This is a genomic window from Streptomyces sp. NPDC087787 (assembly GCF_044743035.1).
Taxonomy (GTDB): Bacteria; Actinomycetota; Actinomycetes; order Streptomycetales; family Streptomycetaceae; genus Streptomyces.
This window is the reverse complement of record NZ_JBIUVQ010000026.1, coordinates 30,629-50,824: the sequence shown is the minus strand read 5'-3', so window position 1 is coordinate 50,824 and position 20,196 is coordinate 30,629. Positions and strand designations below refer to the sequence as shown.

At 71.3% G+C, this 20,196-nt stretch carries 18 protein-coding genes and 1 pseudogene; 12 read left to right on the top strand and 7 right to left on the bottom strand.

Annotated features, from left to right (window positions below):
• The first annotated feature begins 1 nt into the window (after nt 1).
• From ACIOWN_RS31015 to ACIOWN_RS30995, 5 genes are read left to right on the top strand one after another with little or no spacing between them, the layout of a single operon-like run.
• The gene (locus ACIOWN_RS31015) at nt 2-523 is read left to right on the top strand and encodes a (2Fe-2S)-binding protein (protein ID WP_362348722.1); all 522 of its coding nucleotides are present in this window, start codon (nt 2-4) and stop codon (nt 521-523) included.
• Nucleotides 520-2,892 carry an aerobic carbon-monoxide dehydrogenase large subunit gene (locus ACIOWN_RS31010; RefSeq protein WP_362348720.1) on the top strand — a complete coding sequence of 791 codons (2,373 nt, stop codon included), beginning with the start codon at nt 520-522 and terminating at the stop codon, nt 2,890-2,892. Before ACIOWN_RS31015 ends, ACIOWN_RS31010 begins: the two co-directional genes overlap by 4 nt.
• 10 nt (nt 2,893-2,902) lie before the next feature.
• Nucleotides 2,903-3,829, top strand: coding sequence for an XdhC family protein (locus ACIOWN_RS31005; RefSeq protein ID WP_362348718.1), 927 nt, complete (start codon nt 2,903-2,905; stop codon nt 3,827-3,829).
• Nucleotides 3,822-4,727, top strand: a complete 906-nt coding sequence (locus tag ACIOWN_RS31000; protein WP_362348716.1) for a MoxR family ATPase — start codon at nt 3,822-3,824, stop codon at nt 4,725-4,727. The genes ACIOWN_RS31005 and ACIOWN_RS31000 overlap by 8 nt, the downstream gene beginning before the upstream one ends.
• Nucleotides 4,720-5,868, top strand: a complete 1,149-nt coding sequence (locus tag ACIOWN_RS30995) for a VWA domain-containing protein (RefSeq protein WP_362348715.1) — start codon at nt 4,720-4,722, stop codon at nt 5,866-5,868. Before ACIOWN_RS31000 ends, ACIOWN_RS30995 begins: the two co-directional genes overlap by 8 nt.
• 348 nt (nt 5,869-6,216) lie before the next feature.
• Here ACIOWN_RS30995 and ACIOWN_RS30990 read toward each other — a convergent pair whose 3' ends face one another.
• Together ACIOWN_RS30990 and ACIOWN_RS30985 are read right to left on the bottom strand one after the other, a co-directional pair.
• Complete coding sequence (locus ACIOWN_RS30990; RefSeq protein WP_362348713.1) at nt 6,217-6,720, bottom strand: hypothetical protein; 504 nt, start codon at nt 6,718-6,720, stop codon at nt 6,217-6,219.
• Nucleotide 6,721: 1 nt separating this feature from the next.
• Nucleotides 6,722-8,005 (bottom strand): molybdopterin-dependent oxidoreductase, encoded by a 1,284-nt coding sequence (locus ACIOWN_RS30985; RefSeq protein ID WP_362348711.1) that lies wholly within the window; start codon nt 8,003-8,005, stop codon nt 6,722-6,724.
• A gap of 360 nt (nt 8,006-8,365) precedes the next feature.
• On the opposite strand from ACIOWN_RS30985, the gene ACIOWN_RS30980 reads away from it, so the two are divergent.
• The gene (locus ACIOWN_RS30980; protein ID WP_362348709.1) at nt 8,366-8,809 is read left to right on the top strand and encodes a GtrA family protein; all 444 of its coding nucleotides are present in this window, start codon (nt 8,366-8,368) and stop codon (nt 8,807-8,809) included.
• 35 nt (nt 8,810-8,844) lie between these two features.
• Here the strand turns inward: ACIOWN_RS30980 and ACIOWN_RS30975 are convergent, their stop codons facing one another.
• Nucleotides 8,845-10,218: a glycosyltransferase 87 family protein gene (locus ACIOWN_RS30975; RefSeq protein WP_362348707.1), complete on the bottom strand. Its 1,374-nt coding sequence runs from the start codon at nt 10,216-10,218 to the stop codon at nt 8,845-8,847.
• Between the two features lie 80 nt (nt 10,219-10,298).
• Here ACIOWN_RS30975 and ACIOWN_RS30970 point away from each other — a divergent pair.
• The 4 genes and pseudogenes from ACIOWN_RS30970 (at nt 10,299) to ACIOWN_RS30955 (ending at nt 13,919) form a co-directional block, all read left to right on the top strand.
• Nucleotides 10,299-11,380 (top strand): annotated as a pseudogene (locus ACIOWN_RS30970) (NAD-dependent epimerase/dehydratase family protein).
• Nucleotides 11,381-11,423: 43 nt separating this feature from the next.
• On the top strand, nt 11,424-12,122 hold the full coding sequence (locus ACIOWN_RS30965) for a glycosyltransferase family 2 protein (protein ID WP_362348705.1): 699 nt from the start codon (nt 11,424-11,426) through the stop codon (nt 12,120-12,122).
• 14 nt (nt 12,123-12,136) lie between these two features.
• The gene (locus ACIOWN_RS30960) at nt 12,137-12,841 is read left to right on the top strand and encodes a DUF2064 domain-containing protein (protein ID WP_401984048.1); all 705 of its coding nucleotides are present in this window, start codon (nt 12,137-12,139) and stop codon (nt 12,839-12,841) included.
• 307 nt (nt 12,842-13,148) lie between these two features.
• A complete protein-coding gene (locus tag ACIOWN_RS30955) occupies nt 13,149-13,919 on the top strand; it encodes a glucose 1-dehydrogenase (protein WP_362348701.1) in 771 nt (256 codons plus the stop codon).
• Nucleotides 13,920-14,274: 355 nt separating this feature from the next.
• Here the strand turns inward: ACIOWN_RS30955 and ACIOWN_RS30950 are convergent, their stop codons facing one another.
• Entirely contained in the window at nt 14,275-14,856 is a 582-nt protein-coding gene (locus ACIOWN_RS30950; protein WP_362348699.1) for a hypothetical protein, read from the bottom strand.
• Nucleotides 14,857-15,126: 270 nt separating this feature from the next.
• On the opposite strand from ACIOWN_RS30950, the gene ACIOWN_RS30945 reads away from it, so the two are divergent.
• Nucleotides 15,127-15,627, top strand: a complete 501-nt coding sequence (locus ACIOWN_RS30945) for an NUDIX domain-containing protein (protein ID WP_362348697.1) — start codon at nt 15,127-15,129, stop codon at nt 15,625-15,627.
• On the opposite strand, the gene ACIOWN_RS30940 is transcribed toward ACIOWN_RS30945, so the two are convergent.
• From ACIOWN_RS30940 to ACIOWN_RS30930, 3 genes are all read right to left on the bottom strand, one after another.
• Nucleotides 15,587-16,318, bottom strand: coding sequence for a hypothetical protein (locus ACIOWN_RS30940; RefSeq protein ID WP_401983986.1), 732 nt, complete (start codon nt 16,316-16,318; stop codon nt 15,587-15,589). The two genes, ACIOWN_RS30945 and ACIOWN_RS30940, sit on opposite strands and share 41 nt — an antisense overlap.
• A gap of 1,257 nt (nt 16,319-17,575) precedes the next feature.
• Nucleotides 17,576-17,863: a hypothetical protein gene (locus tag ACIOWN_RS30935; RefSeq protein ID WP_362348695.1), complete on the bottom strand. Its 288-nt coding sequence runs from the start codon at nt 17,861-17,863 to the stop codon at nt 17,576-17,578.
• A gap of 237 nt (nt 17,864-18,100) precedes the next feature.
• Entirely contained in the window at nt 18,101-19,303 is a 1,203-nt protein-coding gene (locus ACIOWN_RS30930) for an erythromycin esterase family protein (protein ID WP_362348693.1), read from the bottom strand.
• Between the two features lie 57 nt (nt 19,304-19,360).
• Between ACIOWN_RS30930 and ACIOWN_RS30925 the strand changes: the two genes are divergently transcribed.
• A complete protein-coding gene (locus ACIOWN_RS30925; RefSeq protein WP_362348692.1) occupies nt 19,361-20,092 on the top strand; it encodes a TioE family transcriptional regulator in 732 nt (243 codons plus the stop codon).
• The last annotated feature ends 104 nt before the right edge of the window (nt 20,093-20,196 follow it).

Sequence of the window (20,196 nt, the reverse complement as noted above, 5' to 3'; positions counted from 1 at the left end):
CATGCGGATCACCGTGACCGTGAACGGCGAGCAGCGCACGAGGGACGTGGAGCCCAGGCTGCTGCTCGTGCACTTCCTGCGCGACGAACTCGGACTCACCGGCACCCACTGGGGCTGTGACACCTCCAACTGCGGGGTGTGCGCCGTCTGGCTGGACGGGACGCCGGTCAAGTCCTGCACCGTGCTCGCGGTGATGGCCGACGGCCATGAGGTGCGGACCGTCGAGGGACTGGCGCACGGGACCGAACTCGACCCGGTGCAACAGGGATTCATCGCCTGCCACGGGCTGCAGTGCGGCTTCTGCACACCGGGGATGATGATGACCGCCCGCTGGCTGCTCGACCACGACGCGGATCCGTCCGAGGAGGACATCCGGGAGGCCATTTCCGGACAGATGTGCCGCTGCACCGGTTACGAGAACATCGTGCGCTCCATTCGTTGGGCCGCCGAACACGGAGGCGGGGCGCGGACCGCGGACACGGTCACCGAGTCGGCGCCCGGCCGCGAGGAGGTGCGGGCATGACGACCACCGAGGAACGGCCGGTCGGCTTCGGGCGCATGGCCCGCAAGGAGGACGCACGGTTCGTCCGCGGCCACGGAACCTACGTCGACGACGTGCGGCTGCCCGGGATGCTGTACGGCGCGATCTTGCGCAGTCCGCTGGCCCACGCCCGGATCGTGTCCGTGGACACCAGCGCCGCCGAGGCGCACCCGAAGGTCAAGTCCGTGATCACCGGGGAGACCCTGGCCGGTCTCGGGCTGGCCTGGATGCCCACGCTCTCGTACGACACGCAGGCGGTGCTCGCCACCGACAAGGTGCGCTTCCAGGGCCAGGAGGTCGCCTTCGTCGTCGCCGAGGACCGCTACGCAGCCCGGGACGCCCTCGAGTTGATCGACGTGGAGTACGAACCGTTGCCGCCGGTCGTCGATGCCCGACGAGCGCTCGAGCCGGACGCGCCGGTGATCCGCGACGACAAGGAACACCAGACCGACAACCACATCTTCGACTGGTCGGCGGGTGACAAGGAGCGAACCGACGAGGTCTTCGCGGCCGCCGACGTCGTGGTCGAGCAGGACATGCTCTACCCGCGGGTGCACCCGGCGCCGCTGGAGACCTGTGGCACGGTGGCGGACATGGACGCCATCACCGGCAAGCTGACGGTGTGGTCCACCACCCAGGCCCCGCACGCCCACCGCACGATCTACGCGATGGTGGCCGGCATCCCGGAGCACAAGATCCGGATCATCTCCCCGGACATCGGGGGCGGCTTCGGCAACAAGGTCGGCATCTACCCCGGCTACGTGTGCGCGGTCGTCGGCTCGATCGTCACCGGCAAGCCGGTGAAGTGGGTGGAGGACCGCTCGGAGAACCTCATGAGCACCTCCTTCGCCCGCGACTACCACATGCACGGCGAGATCGCGGCGACGGAGGACGGGAAGATCCTGGGCCTGCGCGTCCACGTCATCGCCGACCACGGCGCGTTCAACGCCACCGCACAGCCGACGCAGTTCCCGGCCGGTTTCTTCGGCGTCTTCACCGGCTCCTACGACCTGGCCGCCGCGTACTGCACCGTGACCGGCGTCTACACCAACAAGGCCCCCGGCGGCGTCGCCTACGCCTGCTCGTTCCGCGTCACCGAGGCCGTCTACCTGGTCGAGCGGATGGTCGACCTGCTCGCGGACACGCTCGGCACGGACCCGGCCGAGCTGCGGATGCGCAACCTGCTGCGACCCGGACAGTTCCCGTACCGGACGCAGACCGGGTGGGAGTACGACTCCGGCGACTACCCTCGCGCCCTGCGGCTGGCCATGGACATCGCGCACTACGAGGACCTGCGCCGGGAGCAGGCCGAGAAGCGCGAGCGTGGCGAGCTCATGGGGATCGGAGTCAGCTTCTTCACCGAGGCCGTCGGCGCGGGCCCGCGCAGGCACATGGACATCCTCGGACTGGGCATGGCCGACGGTGCCGAGCTGCGGGTCCACCCGACCGGCAAGGCCGTCCTGCGGATCTCCGTACAGACCCAGGGGCAGGGCCACGAGACGACGTTCGCGCAGATCGTCGCCGAGGAACTGGGCATCCCGCCCGAGGACGTCGAGGTGGTGCACGGCGACACCGACCAGACCCCGTTCGGGCTCGGCACCTACGGCTCCCGCTCGACGCCGGTGTCCGGAGCGGCGGCCGCGATGGTCGCCCGCAAGGTGCGCGAACGCGCGAAGATCGTCGCCTCCGCGATGCTCGAGGTGAGCCCGGACGACCTGGAATGGGAGAAGGGCCGCTGGTACGTCACGGGCGACCCCGACCAGGGACGGACCATGGCCGAGATCGCGCTCGCCGCACACTCCAACCTGGAGCTGCCCGAGGGCGTCGAGGGACACCTGGACGCGACCTGCGTCTACAACCCGCCGAACCTCACCTTCCCCTTCGGCGCGTACATCTGCGTCGCCGACGTCGACGCCGACACCGGCCAGGTGAAGATCCGCCGGTTCATCGCCGTGGACGACTGCGGCAACCGGATCAACCCCACGATCGTCGAGGGGCAGGTGCACGGCGGACTCGCCGACGGCCTCGGCATGGCACTCATGCAGGTGATCGCCTTCGACGAGGACGGCAACTGCCTCGGCGGGTCGTTCATGGACTATCTCCTGCCCACCTCGGTCGAGTGCCCGTCCTGGGAGCTCGGCGAGACCGTCACCCCCTCCCCGCACCACCCCATCGGCGCCAAGGGCGTCGGCGAGTCCGCCACGGTGGGGTCGCCCGCCGCCGTGGTCAACGCCGTGGTCGACGCCCTGAAGCCGCTCGGCGTACGCCATGTCGACATGCCGCTGACGCCGGCCGTGGTGTGGCGGGCCGCGCAGGGCCGGCCGCTGCGCACCGACATGGCGATCACCTGAGGCACCCACGATGACGAACACCGAACTGCTGACCCGCGCGGACGTGCTCCGGCAAGGTCGTACGCCGTTCGTGCTGGCCACCGTCGTCCACGCGGAGCGGCCCACGAGCGCCAAGCCCGGGGACAGCGCGCTGGTGCTGCCCGACGGCACCGTCGAGGGTTTCGTGGGCGGCAACTGCGCCGAGACGACGGTGCAACTGCAGGGCCTGCGCGTGCTGGCGACCGGCGAGTCGCTGCTGCTGAGGATCACGCCCGGCGCGGGCACCGGCACCGAAGGCGCGCAGGAGCCTGTCGAAGGCCTGGTCACGGTGGCCAATCCCTGCCTGTCCGGCGGGACGCTCGACATCTTCCTGGAGGCCAACCTCCCCCCGGCGCTGGCGTACGTCTACGGACACGCCCCCGTCGCCCGCGCCCTGCTCGACGTCGGTCGCGTGGTCGGCCTCGACGCCCGGCCGGCCTCGCCCGGGGAGCCGCTGCCGCCCGATCTGGACGTCGTCGTCATCGCCACACACGGCCGCGAGGAGGAGACCGTGCTCATCGAGGCCGCACGCGCCGGGATCCCGTACATCGGTCTGGTGGCCAGTCCGAAGCGCGGCGCGGCGGTGCTCGCCGGGCTGGACTTCACCGAGGAACAACGCGCGCGTGTCCACACGCCGGCCGGTCTGGACATCGGCGCGCGGACCCCGGGGGAGATAGCGCTGTCGGTGTACGCCGAGGTCATCGCGCTGCGGCCGAAGGCGGCGCGAGTCGTGCGCCGCGGAACCGGCACCGCCGCGCCGCAGGCCGTGGCCGAGGACGTGGATCCGGTGTGCGGCATGACCGTGGCGCTCACGCCCGACACCCTCTCCCTGGACCGGGCCGGCACCAGGGTGTTCTTCTGCGGGCCGGGGTGCCGGCACGCCTTCGCCGACGACCCCTCCCGTTACGCGCATGCCTGACCTCGACCCCGTACCCGATGTCCCCGCCCTGCGCTCGCGTCTCGACGCGGTCGGCTACCTGGCCGACGACGCCCTGACCACGGCGCTGCTGCTGGCCGTGCGCATGCGGCAGCCGATCCTGCTGGAGGGCGAGCCCGGCGTCGGCAAGACCGAGGCGGCCCGCGCGCTCGCCGCCGTGCTCGACACCCCACTGATCCGGCTGCAGTGCTACGAGGGACTCTCCTCGGCCGAGGCCCTCTACGAGTGGAACTACCCACGGCAGCTCCTGGCCATCCGGCTGGCGGAGTCCCGCGGGGAGCCCCTGCGGGACGCCGACCTGTTCACCGAGGACTACCTGCTGCCACGGCCGCTGCTCGCCGCGATCTGTCACCCGGGACCGCGGCCTGCGGTGCTGCTCATCGACGAGGTGGACCGCGCCGACGACGAGTTCGAGGCGTTCCTGCTGGAACTGCTCGCGGACGCCGCGGTCACCATCCCCGAACTCGGCACCCGGACGGCCGCGGTGCCGCCGGTGGCCGTACTGACCTCCAACCGCACCCGGGATCTGCACGACGCGCTCAAACGCCGCTGCCTCTACCACTGCATCGACTACCCGGACACCGCACGAGTTGCCGAGATCATCCGCAGACGGGTACCGGAGTCGGCCGAGTGGCTGGCCGAGCGCGTGGCGCGCGGGGTGGCACGCCTGCGTGCCCGCCAGGAACTCACCAAGCCGCCCGGTATCGCCGAGGCGATCGACTGGGCGGGCGCGCTGCACGCGCTGGGGCTCGCCGTTCTCGACGCCGATGCCGCCGACCGCACCCTCGGGGCCGTACTCAAGTACGCCGAGGACCTGGAGGCCGTGCGCCGGGCCGGACTGGCGGAACTGGTCGACGCGGAGGCCCGCTCCGATGCCTGATCTGCCTGAGCTGGCGGCCTCGTTCACCGCCGCCCTGCACGAGGCGGGGATCGTGGTGGGGCCCGACCGTACCCGGAGCTTCGCTCGGGCGGTCACCCTGCTGGCACCGTCGACGACGCGCGAGCTGCGACACTGCGCGCTCGCCACCCTGGTGTCCGACCCCGAGCAGATCGAGCTGTTCGACGAGGTCTTCCGCGAGGTCTTCGGCGGCCCGGACGGCCGCGGAGCACAGCGCGGGCAACCCGGCGACCCGCCCCGATCGCTCCCGAACACCGTTCCCGGCCGCGTCCCCGGCACCCGGAAGTACACCGCGGACGGACGAGGCCACGATGCCGACGTACAGCCGCGGGAGGCTCCCGTGCCCCTTGCCGCCAGTCCGCTCGATCGTCTCGCGGGCCGCGACTTCGCGGACCTGACCGCAGAGGAACTGGCGCAGCTCTCCGAGGTGATGCGCACCCTCGTGATTCGCACCCCTGCACGGCCGTCCCGTCGGCGCCGCACAGCGCACCACGGTGCGCGCATCGACGTGCGCCGCACCCTCTCCGCCAGCCGGCGCACCGGCGGATACCCGCTGCGACTGCACCGCTTCGCGCCCCGTGCCCGCCCCCGCGACCTCATCGTGCTCTGCGACATCTCCGGATCGATGGAGCCCTATGCCCGCGCGATGCTGCAACTGCTCTACTGTGCCGTTCGCGCCACCCGCGCCGAGGTCTTCACCTTCGCCACCCGGCTCACCCGCCTCACGCCCGTCCTGCGGCGAGGCGGGCCGGACGACGCCCTGGCACGGGCCGGACGGGCGGCCCCCGACTGGTCCGGGGGCACCCGGATAGCGGACTGCCTGGCGGAGTTCAACCAGCGGTTCGGCCGGCGCGGCATGGCGCACGGCGCCGTGGTCGCCCTCATCTCCGACGGCTGGGACACCGGCGCGCCCGTCGACCTCGCCACCCACATGGCGCGGCTGTCCCGGGTCGCCTACCGCGTCGTATGGGTCAACCCGCGCACGGCAAGCCCGCGCTACCGTCCGCTCGTGGCCGGCATGGCTGCGGCACTGCCCTACTGCGACGCCGTCGTCAGCGCCCACAACCTCGCGGCCCTGGACGACTTCACCGCCGCTCTGCACGCCCGGCGCCGCCGCCGGTGACCCTGCCCGTCCCGTGCCGTTGTCCGGCCTGGTGGCCGGACAGCCGAGCACCGCTGAGGCGATCGCCACGAGGTGGGGCCCGCGATGCGCAGTCGGTGTACCAGCGGGCAGACGTCACCGGCGTACCGTCGTCGAGCAGCGGGGCGAGGTCTACGTCGTCCTCCAGCCAATCGGCGCGATCGGCGCATCGGACGTGCCGGTTGTCGACAGTTGCCCCGATCGGGTGCCGCGCCCCGCGCTCGGCGTCCGGTCGGCGTACGGTGTCTCCCCGCTGCAGGCGCGGCGAGGCGGTAGTGCTTCATCAGAAAGGCCCAGAGGCCGAGTCCCGGTGACCGAGAACGACGGTCGTCACGATGCAGCGTCGTGACCTGGTGCGGGTCGTTCCTCGTCGGCGCGGGCGGCCCGCCGGATGCGGCGGAGCTTGAGAGCGAAGGCCACGGCGGAGGCGGCGAAGACCACGGCCGTGATGGCCAGCCACCGGCCGAGGTAGATGTCCATGGACAACCCGGTGGCACCCGGGTAGGGGGTCGACAAGGCGAAGATGAGGGGGAACCAGACGAGCAGGAGCACACCGGAGAGAAAGGTGGGCACGCGCAGGTAGTTGATCCACGGTGGTTGTGGCATGCGTGTGGCGCGATGCCGCAGGACGGCGTGTGCCGACAGGTCGGCGAGTGAGTACAGGGGCAGCAGGATCAGGTCGTGGAGGACCGCCGCGCCGACAAACCAGATCGCGACCTCGATCGGGCGGACAGCGAACAGGCGTACCAGGGCGTAGCCGGTGATGGCGAACGAGGCGATCAGGACGAGAAGGTGGAGGGGGCCGGAGCCGTACCAGCGGACGAAGCGCACCATGTCACGTCCTGAAGGTGAGCCGGTGCACCCACTTGGTGTTGTTCACGCCGGGGTTGGCCGGGACGATGACGCGGGCCGGGTAGCCGTGGTCGAGCGAGAGGTCCGCGCCGTTGACGCGCAGGGCGAGCAGCGACAGAGGGTCGTGGATCTGGTTGCCTCGCAGCACCACCGAGCTGTAGGGGCCGGGTGGTTGGACGGATCGCACCAGGACGCTTCCGGCGTCGGGGAGGCCCGCCAGGGCGGCGAGGTCGGCCAGCCGGAGGCCGCTCCACTGCTGGTTGGGAGTGGACCATCCTTCCACGCAGGCGATCGGGAGTGCGGCAGCATGCTGAGGCATCGCGAGGAGTTGTGCGCGGGTGAAGACGAGGGTCGGACCGGGGCCGTGGATCTCCAGCCGCCAGCCGGGGCCGACGTGCGCGGGGGTGACGCCTACGGATGCTGCCGTCTTGTTGATCTGGAAGCCGTTCGGGCCGCTGCCCGGAGTACGGTTGTGCGGCGCGAGAAGGGCGGTGCTGCGCAGCCGGCCGCCGATGCTCTGTCCTGCGGTGACCACGAGGAGGAGGAGCGATCCGCCCCCCACCATGGCGAGCGCGCCGCGCCGGGTCATCGTCGGCGGCGCGGGAGCGGTCGGGACCAGGCCGTCGGGGTCGGGAGGCTCGGGCCGTGTGTGAGCGAGGTCGGTGCGCAGTTCCGCGGCCAGGCTGCGGGAGCGCAGGGCGCGGGTCATCCGGCCGAGTCTGAGGCTCACATGGACGACGAAGGCGGCGATGAACACCCAGGCGCCGTAGAAGTGCAGGGTGTAGAAGGAGCCGGGAAAGACGTAGAAGAGCTGGATGTTGATGATGCCGGTGACGAATTCGAAGATCACCCCGCCGACCAGCATGAGCAGGGACAACCGCTCCAGTCCGTGGGCGACGGAGCGGACCGGCAGCCACTCGAACAGCTTCGGGATCACTGACCACAACTTGGCCAGCAGTACGGGCACGAGGACCACACCGAGCGTCACGTGCACACCCTGGGTCAGCCGGTACAGCCAGTATGGACGAGTGGGCCAGTCGAAGAGGTAGAAGCCCAGCAGGCCCTTGTCCGGGGTCTGGTCGTTGATGCGGCCGAGTCCCGGGTTGTAGGAGGCGTAGGAGAGCATCCCGGTGACGAAGATCAGCGGGATGCCGATCAGCAGCACCAGGCCGAACACGGACGTCAGCCAGGGCCCGCGGATGGGACTGCGCCAGAAGCCGGGACGGAACGGCCCCGGGGGCGGCGGAGTCCGCTCGACCCGCCGCACCAGGGCCCGGGTACGAGCGGCCCCCTTGGTGGCCCGCGCCCCCACCGCAGCGCGAACGCGCTCGAGGCGCCTCTGCGTATGACCCTCGTCCGAACTCGGGCGCTGCGGCTCGCCGGAGCCCGGGGCCGGCGGCTGTCCGCCACTGCCCATCGGCCGCCTCCTCTGTGCCAGGCCGACTCTCAAAGGGGTGGATCGAACCCCGCCGCGGCATCGGCGCCTGTTAAGTCGTCAGCTACAAACTGGCACGGATCGGGTCGGCTTTCCGTGTCTGGCGTGCATGCGGGTGTCCGCCGCCAGCCGAACGGCTGAACCGGCGCTCCGCACGGCTCGACGGTCGCACGGTGGCCTCATGATGGTGGGGTGCGACGCCTCAACGCACGGCACAGCGCCGCCGCCCGGCCCGGCCGCACCGCGCTGACCAGGGAAGTGTTCTGGTTCGTCGTGATCGGTGTCGCCTCCACGGTGGCCCAGGCCTCGCTGTACTGGGTCCTGCGCCACTGGTCGCCGCCCGTCCTGGCCAATTTCGCCTCCCTTCTCGTCGTCACCGTCCTCAACACGGAGGCCAACCGCCGGCTGACCTTTCGCGGGTCCGCGGTCCGGGTCCTCCAGGCGCATCTGGCCGCGGGTGGCCTGTTCCTCCTGGCGTATCTGATCACCTCGGGCGCTGTCCTGCTCTTCCGCCACTACCGGCCCACCGCCTCACCAGCGTCGGAGACCCTGGTGCTCGCACCGAGCTTCGCCCTGGTGACCGTGGTGCGCTTCACCGTCCTGCGGGTGGTCGTTTTCAGGCGCCGTCAACGATGACTCCCTGGCGCCCGATGTGGGCGGCATACCTGCCCTCACGCACCGCCGCGCCACCTGTCTCCGCCGCTGCGCGCCCGCGCCCGGACCAGTGCACCAACGAGCACCGTCACGGCGGCCATCCCGTACGCGGTGGCCTGAACGCCCTGCGGCTGCAGTCCGTCCACGACATACAGCACGGTGCCCGCGGCAGCGACAGCGAGCCATTCCCATGGGCCACCCATTGCCACGAGGGCCACGACGAGCAGCGCATACCAGTAGTACACGGGCGAGGTGAGCAGCAGCGCAGTGCCCGTGACCAGCAGCGATCCATGCCACGGCCGCTCTGGATCGCCGCGCCGCAGGACGTACCAGGCGCTGAGCGCCACCAGTGCGACGGCGGCCGGAGCGGCCCACGCGTCCGGCAGCACCAGCCGCAGCAGCGCGAACCGGCTGACGTCACCTGGCTCGTAGCCCTCCTCCCGCAGATAGCCAGGGAGGTAGCCCAGGACCGCGGAACCGGACGCCGGCAGGTACGGGAGATAGGCGAGCGCCACGACACCGACGACGGCGAGCAGCACGCTCGCCGTCTCCCGCCCTCGGGCACGCGCATGCCCGGGGGCCAGCGCCCCCGACAGCGCGCCCGGAAGGGCGAGTACGGGCAGCAGTTTGACGGCGATCGCCGCCCCGAGCAGCGCTCCACGGCGTGCTCCCGCGGCCGTGCCGAGCGCGGCCACCGCGAGCAGCACTCCGAGAGTGTCCACATGGGCGTCGTTGACTGCGGCGAACGGCACCGCCGGGCACCATGCCCACAGCGCCACCCGCCGCGTGTCACCGCACGTACGCCGCTGCACCAGCAGCAGCGCCACCGTCGTGGCGACGGCGAGCACCGCACCGGCGAGTTGCAGTGGCTTATGCCTTCCGCCTGCCGGGGAGACGGCGTGCACCAGCAGGAACCACCCCTCGGCCACGGGCGGATAGATCGTGCGCTGGGACGGCCGGTTGATGTGCGTGCACGCACCCGCCGCTGAGTGGAGGTCCCACCCACGGCACGCGGTCCCGGCGGGGAAGAGCCACGGATCACGCAACCGGGCCAACTGCGACGCGTCCGGCGGGTAGGCGTACGGGGAGATCCCCGCGGCCTGCACGCGACCGTCCCACGCGTAGCGGTACATGTCGTCGCTGGTGCGTGGCGGAGCCGAGAGCGCCGCCACGCACAGGGCGATCCCCCCGGCCAGGATCAGCGCCACGGCGGTGCGCACCGGCACGCGACGCACGGTCCACGCCGCTGCGGCGAACAGCACCCACGCGGCGGCATACCAGTACAGCAGCGCAGCCGGATGGCCGAGATCACCGCCTGAGCGGACCGTCGCGGCGACGACGGCAACGAGGGCGGCGAGCAGTGCCGTGGCGCAGAGCGTGCGTACTCCCACAGTCGCCACAGTGGCAGCTGCGAACACGCCGGCAGGTCTCGCGACGCCGCGTGTCCTGATCCAGCCGTAGCCTCGAAGGCATGCTCGTCCTTGTCACAGGAGGGGCCGGGTTCGTCGGCTCCCACGTCGTCCGGGCTCTCGTCGAGGCCAGGCACGGGGTGCGCGTGCTGGACGTGCGGCCCCCAAGCCGCCGCAGTTCCCGTCCGGCGTCGCGTTCGTGCGCGGCGACGTGCGGGACCGGGCGGTGGTCGAGGAGGCGCTGCGCGGGGTGGACGCCGTCTGTCACCAGGCGGCGATGGTCGGCCTGGGCCGGGACTTCGACGACGCGCCCGCCTACGTGGAGTGCAACGACCTGGGCACCGCCGTCCTGCTCAAGGCCATGTCCCGGCTGCGGGTGAGCGAGCTCGTCCTGGCCGGCTCGATGGTGTACTACGGCGAGGGCCGCTACAGTTGCGCCCGCCACGAGACCGTCCGGCCCGGCCCGCGCCAGGTCGCCGACCTCGACGCCGGACGGTTCGAGCCCGTCTGCCCGCGCTGCGGCGATCCGCTCACCCCCGGCCTCGTGCCGGAGAACGCGCCACCCGACCCGCGTAACGTCTACCCAGCGACGAAAGTCGCCCAGGAGCACCTGGCCGCCGCCTGGGCGCGGGCCACCGGCGGCCGGGCGGTCGCCCTGCGCTACCACAACGTCTACGGGCCGGGCATGCCACGCGACACCCCCTACGCCGGGGTGGCCTCACTCTTCCGCTCCGCGCTCGCCCGCGGCGAGCCGCCCCGGGTCTTCGAGGACGGTGGCCAGCTCCGCGATTTCATCCACGTCGCCGACGTGGCCGCCGCCAACCTGGCGGCACTCGACGCGGCCGGTGCCGCGATCCCGGCGGGGACCCTGCGCGCCTGCAACGTCGGCAGCGGCAGCCCGCGCACCGTGGGCGAGATGGCCACCGCACTCTCCGCGGCCTGCGGCGGGCCCGAGCCGGTGGTGACCGGCGAGTACCGGCTGGGCGACGTCCGCCACATCACCGCCTCCTCGTCACGGCTGCGCGAGGAACTCGGCTGGCTGCCCCAGGTACCGTTCGCCGTCGGCATGCGGGAGCTCGCGAAGGCCCCCCTGCGCGGCCAGGCATCGGCGCCTCGGTGGACGGCGGCGGCGCGAATCAGGTGAGATCCGGGCGCACCATCCCATTTCTCTCCGTACGCTGAAAGACGTGACCGACAGGCATCGGCCCCTGGCGGAGGTCGTACTCCCGTGCCTCAACGAAGCGGCCGCCCTACCCTGGGTGCTGGAGCGGATCCCGCCCGGCTGGCGAGCCATTGTCGTCGACAATGGCTCGACCGACAGCTCCGCCGTGATCGCAGCGTCGCTGGGCGCGCACGTCGTCGGCGAACCGGTACGCGGCTTCGGCGCCGCCTGCGCGGCCGGGCTGCGCGCCGCCACCGCGCCGGTGGTCTGCTTCTGCGACTGCGACGCCTCCCTCGACCCGGGGCTGCTGCCGTCCCTCGCCCAACCCGTCCTGGACGGTGAGGCGGACCTGGTGCTCGGGCGGCGCAGGCCGACGACGCGCGGCGCCTGGCCGGTGCATGCCCGGCTCGCCAATCGCGAGCCGGCCCGGCTGATCCGCCGCCGCGCCGGCCTGCGCCTGCACGACCTCGGCCCGATGCGGGTGGCCCGCCGGGAGGCCCTGCGTGACCTGGACCTGACCGACCGCAGGTCGGGCTACCCGCTGCAGATGGTCGTCCGCGCCGCCGACGCCGGGTGGCGGGTGCGCGAGGTGGACGTGCCGTACTACCCGCGCGCCGGCCGTTCCAAGGCCACCGGCACCTGGCGTGGGACCTGGTACGCGGTGCGCGACATGCGCGCGGTGCTCAACGAGCCGCCGCGGAGCCCGGCGGGAGCACCCCGGTGAGCGGCCCGGCCGGGATGACGCCCGTGAGCGCGGACGGACTGACCGCGCTGTTGGTGATCGCCAAGGAGCCGCGGCCTGGGCACGTCAAGACCAGGCTCACCCCGCCGTTCACCCCTGCACAGGCGGCCGCTCTGGCGGAGGCAGCGCTCGCCGACACCCTCGAGACCGTGCTGCGCTGCCCGGCCCGCCGCCGAGTGCTCTTCCTGGACGGCGCGCCCGGACGCTGGCTGCCGCCTGGTATCGAGGTGGTCCCGCAGACATCCGGCGGCCTGGACGAGCGGCTGGCCGCCGCCTTCGCCGCCGTAGCGGACGGCCCCGCCCTGCTGGTCGGCATGGACACCCCACAGGTCACTTCGAAGCTCCTCGCCCCCGTACTGGATCCCGGCGCATGGCGGGAGTGCGACGCCTGGTTCGGCCCAGCGGAGGACGGCGGGTTCTGGGCGCTCGGCCTGGCTGAACCCGACCCAGCGCTGCTGCGAGACATCCCGATGTCCACCGCATACACCGCCGCCGCCCAGCGCCACCGCCTCACCAGGGCGGGCCTTCGGGTACGCGACCTGCCACTCCTGCGCGACGTGGACACAGCACCCGACGCTGCCGAGGTGGCGGCCACGGCGCCGGGATCCAGGTTCGCCACCCTCTTGACGCGCCAACCTCACTGGCCTGGTCTCCTGAGCCGGAGATTCGTCGTTGGTCTCACTCCCGCGCAGCCCCGATGAGCAGGCCGTTGCTACCGATTCCGCCCCCACTGTCATTCGACCTGCACCCACGGGTGTCACATCCCACGGGCCTCAAGGGGTCTAGGAGGAACCGCACCCGGGTGCGGCCCACTTGGCTTGGTTGTGAACAGCGGACCCCGATCGGCTGCGAGAAGGGACTTGATTGGCACAGGACTGTCAGCGGTGGGGTTACCTTCGTGGATGCGCGCGCCCAGGTCGGTGGCGCGTCCGGTCCGCAGACCGGCATTTCTCTCTTCCAGAGGGATATGCGAGGTATCCCTCATCCCCGACAAGGAGTCAAAGGCACATGGTGGATTCATTGCTGGCGGGCAAGAGCGCGCTCATCACCGGTGCGGCGCAGGGCATCGGCGCCGCCATCGCGCGGTTGTTCGCCGCGCAGGGCGCCAAGGTCGTGATCGCCGACATCAACGAGAACGGTGGGAAGAAAACGGCCGCCACGATCACCAAGGCCGGCGGCGAAGCGCAGTTCGTTCGGGCCGATGTCACCTCGTCGGCCGACCTCGAGGAGGCGGTCAGGGCGACCGTTGCCGCCTACGGCAGGCTGGACATCGCGATCAACAACGCGGGCATCGAGGAACAGGGCGGCGCGCCGCTTCACGAGCTCACCGAAGAGACGTGGGACAAGTTGGTTTCGGTGAACCTCAAAGGCGTCTGGCTGTCCATGAAGGCCGAGATCACCCAGATGCTGGCCCAGGGCGGGGGCACGATCGTAAACATGGCTTCCATCGCCGGGATGGTCGGCCTGCCGCTGGGCATCGCTGACTACTCGGCGGCCAAGGGTGGCGTGATCGCGCTGACACGCACGGCGGCCATCGAGTACGTCAAGCAGGGCATCCGCATCAACGCCGTGTGCCCGGGTGTCGTCCGCACCGCGCTGCTCGACCAGGCGATCAACGCCGGCATGTTCACCGAACCGGAGGCGGCCGCGCTGCACCCGACCGGTGTGCTGATCAATCCCGAGGACGTCGCACAGACGTGCCTGTACCTGGCCTCCGACCTGTCGAAGCACGTCACAGGGCACGCCCTACCGGTCGACGCGGGCATGGCGGCCGGCTGACGCCTGACCCAGCGCCAGAAATGGGCCCTCGTTTGAGAGCCCGTTCTGCTGTGCGGGGGCTTGGTTCTTTCGTTTGGATCTGGACTTTGCAGCCCTGCTGCCGACGTCGACGGAGGTCGATGACCTGGGAGCACGTGAGGGAGGGCGGAGGTGCACATGGTGCCCTGGTTGTACGTAGTCCCAGAGCAAGGCTGTCTGCCGGTCGATCAGCTGCTCGACAGCACCTTGACGAGTTCGCTCTCGTTGGAGCGGCGGAGTGCGGTCCAAGTGGCCGAAGGACTCCTGCAATTCAGCGTCGGTGGGGGTGCGGACTTCCTCGCTGGGCCGCAACGCACGTGCCCGGCCGGCCATCCCGTCATCGGTATCGGATCCGCCCCTTCCTGCTGCAGCGCGGTGCTCCGAGGCGACGTGCCAAGAGCAGGGATTCGGCGGCGGCCGCGACGGGCTCGGGTTCCTTCAGATCGAGGTAGCTCGCAGCACGGTAGGCGAGAAACACCCCGCGGGTCTCGTCCCGGGCCGGGGGCAGCAGGTCTTCACCTTCGGTGAGGAGCCGGTGAGCGCGGCCGATGTCGCCGAGGTCCAGGAGGGCCTGGCCGGAGTCCACGGCGAGATCGGCTTCGGAGACCCAGGCGCACCAGGCGGGTCGGTCGGCGCCGGCGTCACCCAGGTGTTTCTCCGCCGCTGCAAGGGCACGCAGCACAGCGCGCCGTTCGATCCGGTCGCCCTGTGCGGCGAGGGCGCGGGCGAGGCGTAGCTGGAACAGGCGGCGGGCGGCGGGGTTCTGGGCACGGGTCAGGGCGTGGTTGAGGACGTTCGCCGCGGTGGTGTCGTCGACACGATCGAGGAGGAGAAGGTTTTCGCCGTCGGCGGGCGCACCACCGTGGAGTACCCGGGCGGTCAGGCTGTGGCCCTGACGAAGGTGCTGCGGGAGTGCCACGGTGCGGTGGACTGGCCCGAGGGCCGTGAACTGGCCGTGTGGCCGGACTGGGTCACCGGCTGCAACGTGCTCTTCCACCGTCAGACCGCGCTGGACATCGGCCTGTTCCGAACCGATCTCGGACGTCGGGGGCGGTGGATGGGTGACTGCGAGGACCTGGAGTTCGTCGACCGGCGGTCGTCTCTCTCCCCCCGGTCTACCGGCCGGAGACGACCCTCAAGTACTTCGTCCGCCAGGGCGCTGGGCACGGCTACCGCCACACTGGAGGGCATGACGACCTCCACTCCGCCGCTGAGGGAAGCCGCCCGCGCCATCGTTCTCGACGCCGACGATCGCGTCCTGCTGCTGCGCTACGACGAAAACGACGGCTTCTGGGCGACGCCAGGCGGCTCACTGGAGTACGGGGAAGACCACGCAGCAGCGACGCTCCGCGAGCTGCGTGAGGAACTCGGTATCGACGAGGAGGCGGTCGAACTGGGGGCGCAGCTCGCGGAGCGCAGCAAGGACCACCTCGTCGGCGGCCGTAAGGTCCGCGCCTGGCGGCCTGCCGCCGCGGCGGCAGGCCGTGCCGCTGCCGTTGTTGGTCCCTCTTCTCGGGGATGGTGCGTGCGATACCGCGTCTGCGGAGCCGCAGAGGCTGTCGCAGCGTCCACCCCGGAGGGAGATCAGGGGTATGCCGACCGGCCGGGGTCCGCTTCTGCTTTCGTGATCACCAATCGGACAGCCCACCTCAGCAACGCGAGTGCACGCGCGTGGTGCCGCCGGTTGTGACAGTGCCGCTGGCCACATCCAGGACGATGACGGTTTCCTCGCGCGGGTCATGCACTCGACAGTTCGTCCTGTAGAACCATTGCCGTGACAGGCCACCACCGGAGTTCGCCGTCAGGCTGCCGAGTTGAACGGCCGGCAGGCCGGGAGCTGCGCTCCAGAACTGGACACGTCCGTTGGGGGTCAGGCCACTTCCACTGGCGAAGAGGTCTCCGCCCAGTTGGTGCCGGGCTGTGATGATCTGGACGCCGCCACGGGGAATCGCCGAGGGGGCGGCCAGACGCATGACCGCGCTCGCGTTGTCGCCGCGGGCCCGGTCGCGGCTGGACGGCGGTACGCAGACGTGGTCGGAGGGACGGGCCTCACGCCAGACGAAGCCCTGCTTGCACGTATCGGGCCCAAAGGGGCCACCGCCGGGCCGCCTGCGCGACGGCCCCAACTCGTTCTCCCTGCGCGTGTCCGTACGTACGCCGGGGGTTACGCACACCAGGTCGCCGGGAAACGCCTCCCGCCACACGAAGCCCTGTTTGCAAGTGTGGGGGCCGAATTGGGCCACGGCAGAGTCAGCTGGTCCCGCCACGGTCATCGTGCCGCCGATGACCGCCAGCGCGACCGCGAGCCGCCCGGCCCAGCGGCGTTGCAAGACCCTGCCACAAGAGGCGATTTCGCCCGTCTGTGCCCCTTTGATTCGCATGACCATCTCCTCACGGTTAATCGGAGGTTATTCGGCCTGCGGATCCCGATACCGCGGCCCGCCAAAAACAGGCTGCAACACCACTCCACCGGCGCCGCCATCAGCCTGGCCCGCCTCGATGCCTGGCTCATCGCCAGACCCCTCGCCCGCACCCGCATCTCACTCTTCGCAGCACACCGCCCCGCTGGATGAGATCCAGCGGGACGGATTTACCAACAGCGTCCAGCTCGGCAGGGGCCCGCGCTGCCCATGGGCAGGACACGATCGGGGTAAACACCATGGCGGTGGCGGCTCCGATCCAGCAGATGGTGGCGTGGTTTCGCGAGCACCCGGCGGGCTGAGGACGCGGGGCCGGCCATCACTCACCGCCTCCGCCGGCACGAGTGGTGAGCCGGGCCAGGGCGGACGGGCGGCCGCGAGGAGTCGCCCCGTACCTCGTCCGAGTCGATCGCGGGATGCCCAAGCAGCACGTCGAGGTCGCCGCGGGGGTACAGCGCCACCCGGTGCTGCTTCCGGCGACGTTGGCAGTACGACCGGACCCACGTGGTCTGCAGCCAGCCAGCCAGCGCGGTCCGGATGGCCGACGTCGCTCCGCCGCACCTCGAGATACCGGGCCACGCCCTCGATCCGGCACAGCTGCCCGGACTCCCGGGCGCGCTCCAGCGCCGTGGGACGCCGCCCTTCGGTGACCGTGGCCGGGCCCCGTGTGCGTCGACCGACCAGCGACCGGTCGCGGCGTACCCCACGCGCGTGCGAGGCTCCCCCAGTGAGCACCCTGCGACGCCCTCTGGGCACTGGCCCGAGCACCACCAGGAGCACGGAGCCGACGGACTCCTCTCCGCGCCTTCTGCCCGTCGAACGAGTCGAGCCCGCCGCCCTCCCGGATGACGACGAGTCCCAGGACGTGGCCGAGCGGAAAGGCCGGCGGACCCTTGGGCCTGGCGTCGCGGGAACGCCATAGGGCGAGCAATGTGGCCCCGGGAGCATGCGGAACATCGGAGGCCGCTGCCATGAACCCGATGATCGGCCCCTCGCCCGGTACGCTGCGCCGGAAGGAACTGGGCAGAGGGAGAGTGGGCAGGTCATGGGGCGTCAGAGGCTGAGGGCGTTCCCGGCCGGTCGAAGATGAGCCGCGAGCAACTCATCGATGCCCTCGCCGGCAGCGCACGCCGCCGTAAGAAGAGCGCTGCCTGACCGCCGCGGCCAACCGTATCGGCTCACCTCAACCACATGCCCTGCGCGATGACAGCAGCCGGCTCAAGGCATGCCTTGCGCGTGTCCGCTGCCGTCGGGCCCGTGGCACATCCCAGGGTTCCGTGTTCGAACCGCGGCCTGGATCTTCCGGGCGACGGAACCGAGCGTCGCGAATCCCCGGCGCCCGTTGATCTCGCGCAGGGCCAGGTCGGCGGCATCGGAGGTGGCATCGGCCGCTGCCTGGCACTTCGCGGTGAACATCTGAGGTGAGGAGGTCGAGCAGGGCGAGATCGTGCCCGAACCGAACTGCGGTTCATCCGCCGAGAGACGCTCCTCAAGAACGAGCTTCACGTCCTCGGCGGCCTCTGCCTTCGCCGAGACCGGTTCACTCGACGACGAGGGGAGGCCGAAGGCTGGTCCGAAGGATTCATGTTCCCGGAGCTACCACATCCCGTGATGAGCACCCCGGACAGACCCAACGTGGCCGCCGCCCGCAGTGCACGCCACTGCATCTTCCACTTCCCCTCCGGACTGTCGCGTCACCCCACCCCCAGGGGTCGTTCAAGATCGGAGCCGAAGCCGGTGGCGCTATGTCCGTGGGACGTCCTTGACGAACACCAGCCCGTCGGTGTCCGCCAGTTGGGCCGGGTCGAGCGGGGCGTACCCGAACCAGGGGGATACCCGGGGCGAGGGCAGGGTGTCGCCGAGGGCAGTGGCCAGCCGCCGGGTGTCGATGACGCGGCGGTCCTCCGGAAGGGCGTAGAGGAGTCCTTCCACGGTGTCCGGGGGCGGCGTGTCCACACCCTGGTGCCGGATGGTGCCGAGGGCCGTGGCCACGAAGGCGTACTCCTCGCCGAGTTGGGCGCTCACCAGCGCACCGGCGCTCCACCACTCCACCGGCCCCTGCCACATGCGCATCGTGCTCTTCTGCCGCTGGAGGTGGGAGTTGTGGGCGTGGACGAGTGCAGGGCCCCGGGCGGCGACGGCGAGGAGGTTGTGGGCCATCATCACGTCCCGCAGCGCGCACAGCCGTGTCATGCGGGCCGGTGAGGGGTCGGCCATCCAGTAGTGGTAGCGCAGCAGACCGGTGGCGGTGCGCCCGTACAGACGTGCCCGGCCGAAGTCGTCCTGCGAGGTCGCCGCGAGCAGGTGGGGAGTCTGCGCGTCGAGCAGCGCCACCAGATCGTCGGCGAGCAGCCGCAGTTGTCCGGCCTCGGCCGACCGCCCCACGGACTGGGCCGGGTCCATCATCGCGGCGGAATCGGTCCACTGCTCGTCAACGCCGAGCAGGCGGTCGAGTGTTGCCCCGGTGCAGGGCAGCAGGTCCGCGTCCACCCGGGCCGAGAGGTAGCCGTGGAGCGCGGTGAGGGCCGGCCGGGGGCTCGCGGCGCCGGTGATCTCCAGCGGGCCGTCGAAACCGGCGAAGCGGAGCCGCTCGGAGGCGGGCCGGCCGTCATTGTGGGCGCGCATCCAGCGCACCAGCTCGCGGTTGGCCGCGAAGGCGCCCCAGCCGTGGCTGAAGCCGTGCTCCATGACCTCGTCGAGGGCGCCCGTTCCGGAGGTGACGTAGTCGTCCACGACCAGGCCCTTCAAGCAGTCACTCTCGATCGCGATCGTCCGGTAACCCCCCTGCTCGACGAGTTCCTGGAAGAGTTCGTTGCGCAGGGCGAGCAGAGCGTCCTCGCCGTGGGTGGGCTCGCCCAGGGCGAGCAGCCGCGGCCGTGCCGGGAGCAGTCTCATGACGGCCGCCGCTTCGACGGCATGGGCGGTGTCCTTGATGTCGGTAGCCATGCCTTCAACGCTATCGTTGAAGGCTCGGTTGAAACTTTTCGACGATATCGTCGGCTCATGGGGAGAAACTCTCAAAGCGGTGAGCGGCTCAGACCGGTGGACCTGGCGCGCGGGCACGGGCTGTCCACGCAGGCGATCAGGAACTACGAGGAAGCCGGCATCCTCCCGGCCGCCGACCGCACAGCCCACGGCTACCGCACCTACACCCCGCTGCACGCGGCGGCCCTTCGCGCGTTCCTCGCCCTGGTGCCCGGCCACGGCCACCGGACGGCGACGTCGATCATGCGGGCGGTGAACGAGGGCGCGGCCGACGAGGCGTTCCGCCTCATCGACGAAAGCCACGCCCAGCTCCTCGACGACCGGCGGACCCTCCAGGCCGTGGAGGGCGCCCTCCGTGACCTGGAGCCCATCGCGGCGTCCGAGCCTGACGCGGTGCGCGGGCCCCGTGGCACCTTCATCGGACCGCTGGCCCGCAAGCTCGGCATCCGGCCCGCGACCCTGCGCACATGGGAACGCGCCGGACTCGTACGCCCACGCCGTGACCCGCAGACCGGCTACCGCGTCTACGACGAGGCCGACGTCCGGGATGTCCGGCTGGCCCACCAACTCAGACGCGGCGGCTACCTGCTGGAGCAGATCGCCCCGCTGATCGCCCAGGTGCGGGCGGCCGGCGGGCTGGAGCCGCTGCAGGCCGCACTGGGCGACTGGCGCGGCCGGCTGTCCGCCCGCGGACGGGCGATGCTGACCGGGGCCGCCGAACTGGAGGCGTACCTCCGCGAGCGCGGATGAGACATGCCTGGGGTGCTTCCGCCGGGAGCAGCGCCGGCCGGGTCCGCCGCGGTGGGCACCTCTGCGGTTCGATGAGGAGCTTCCCCGCGGGTCCGGTTGCCGGG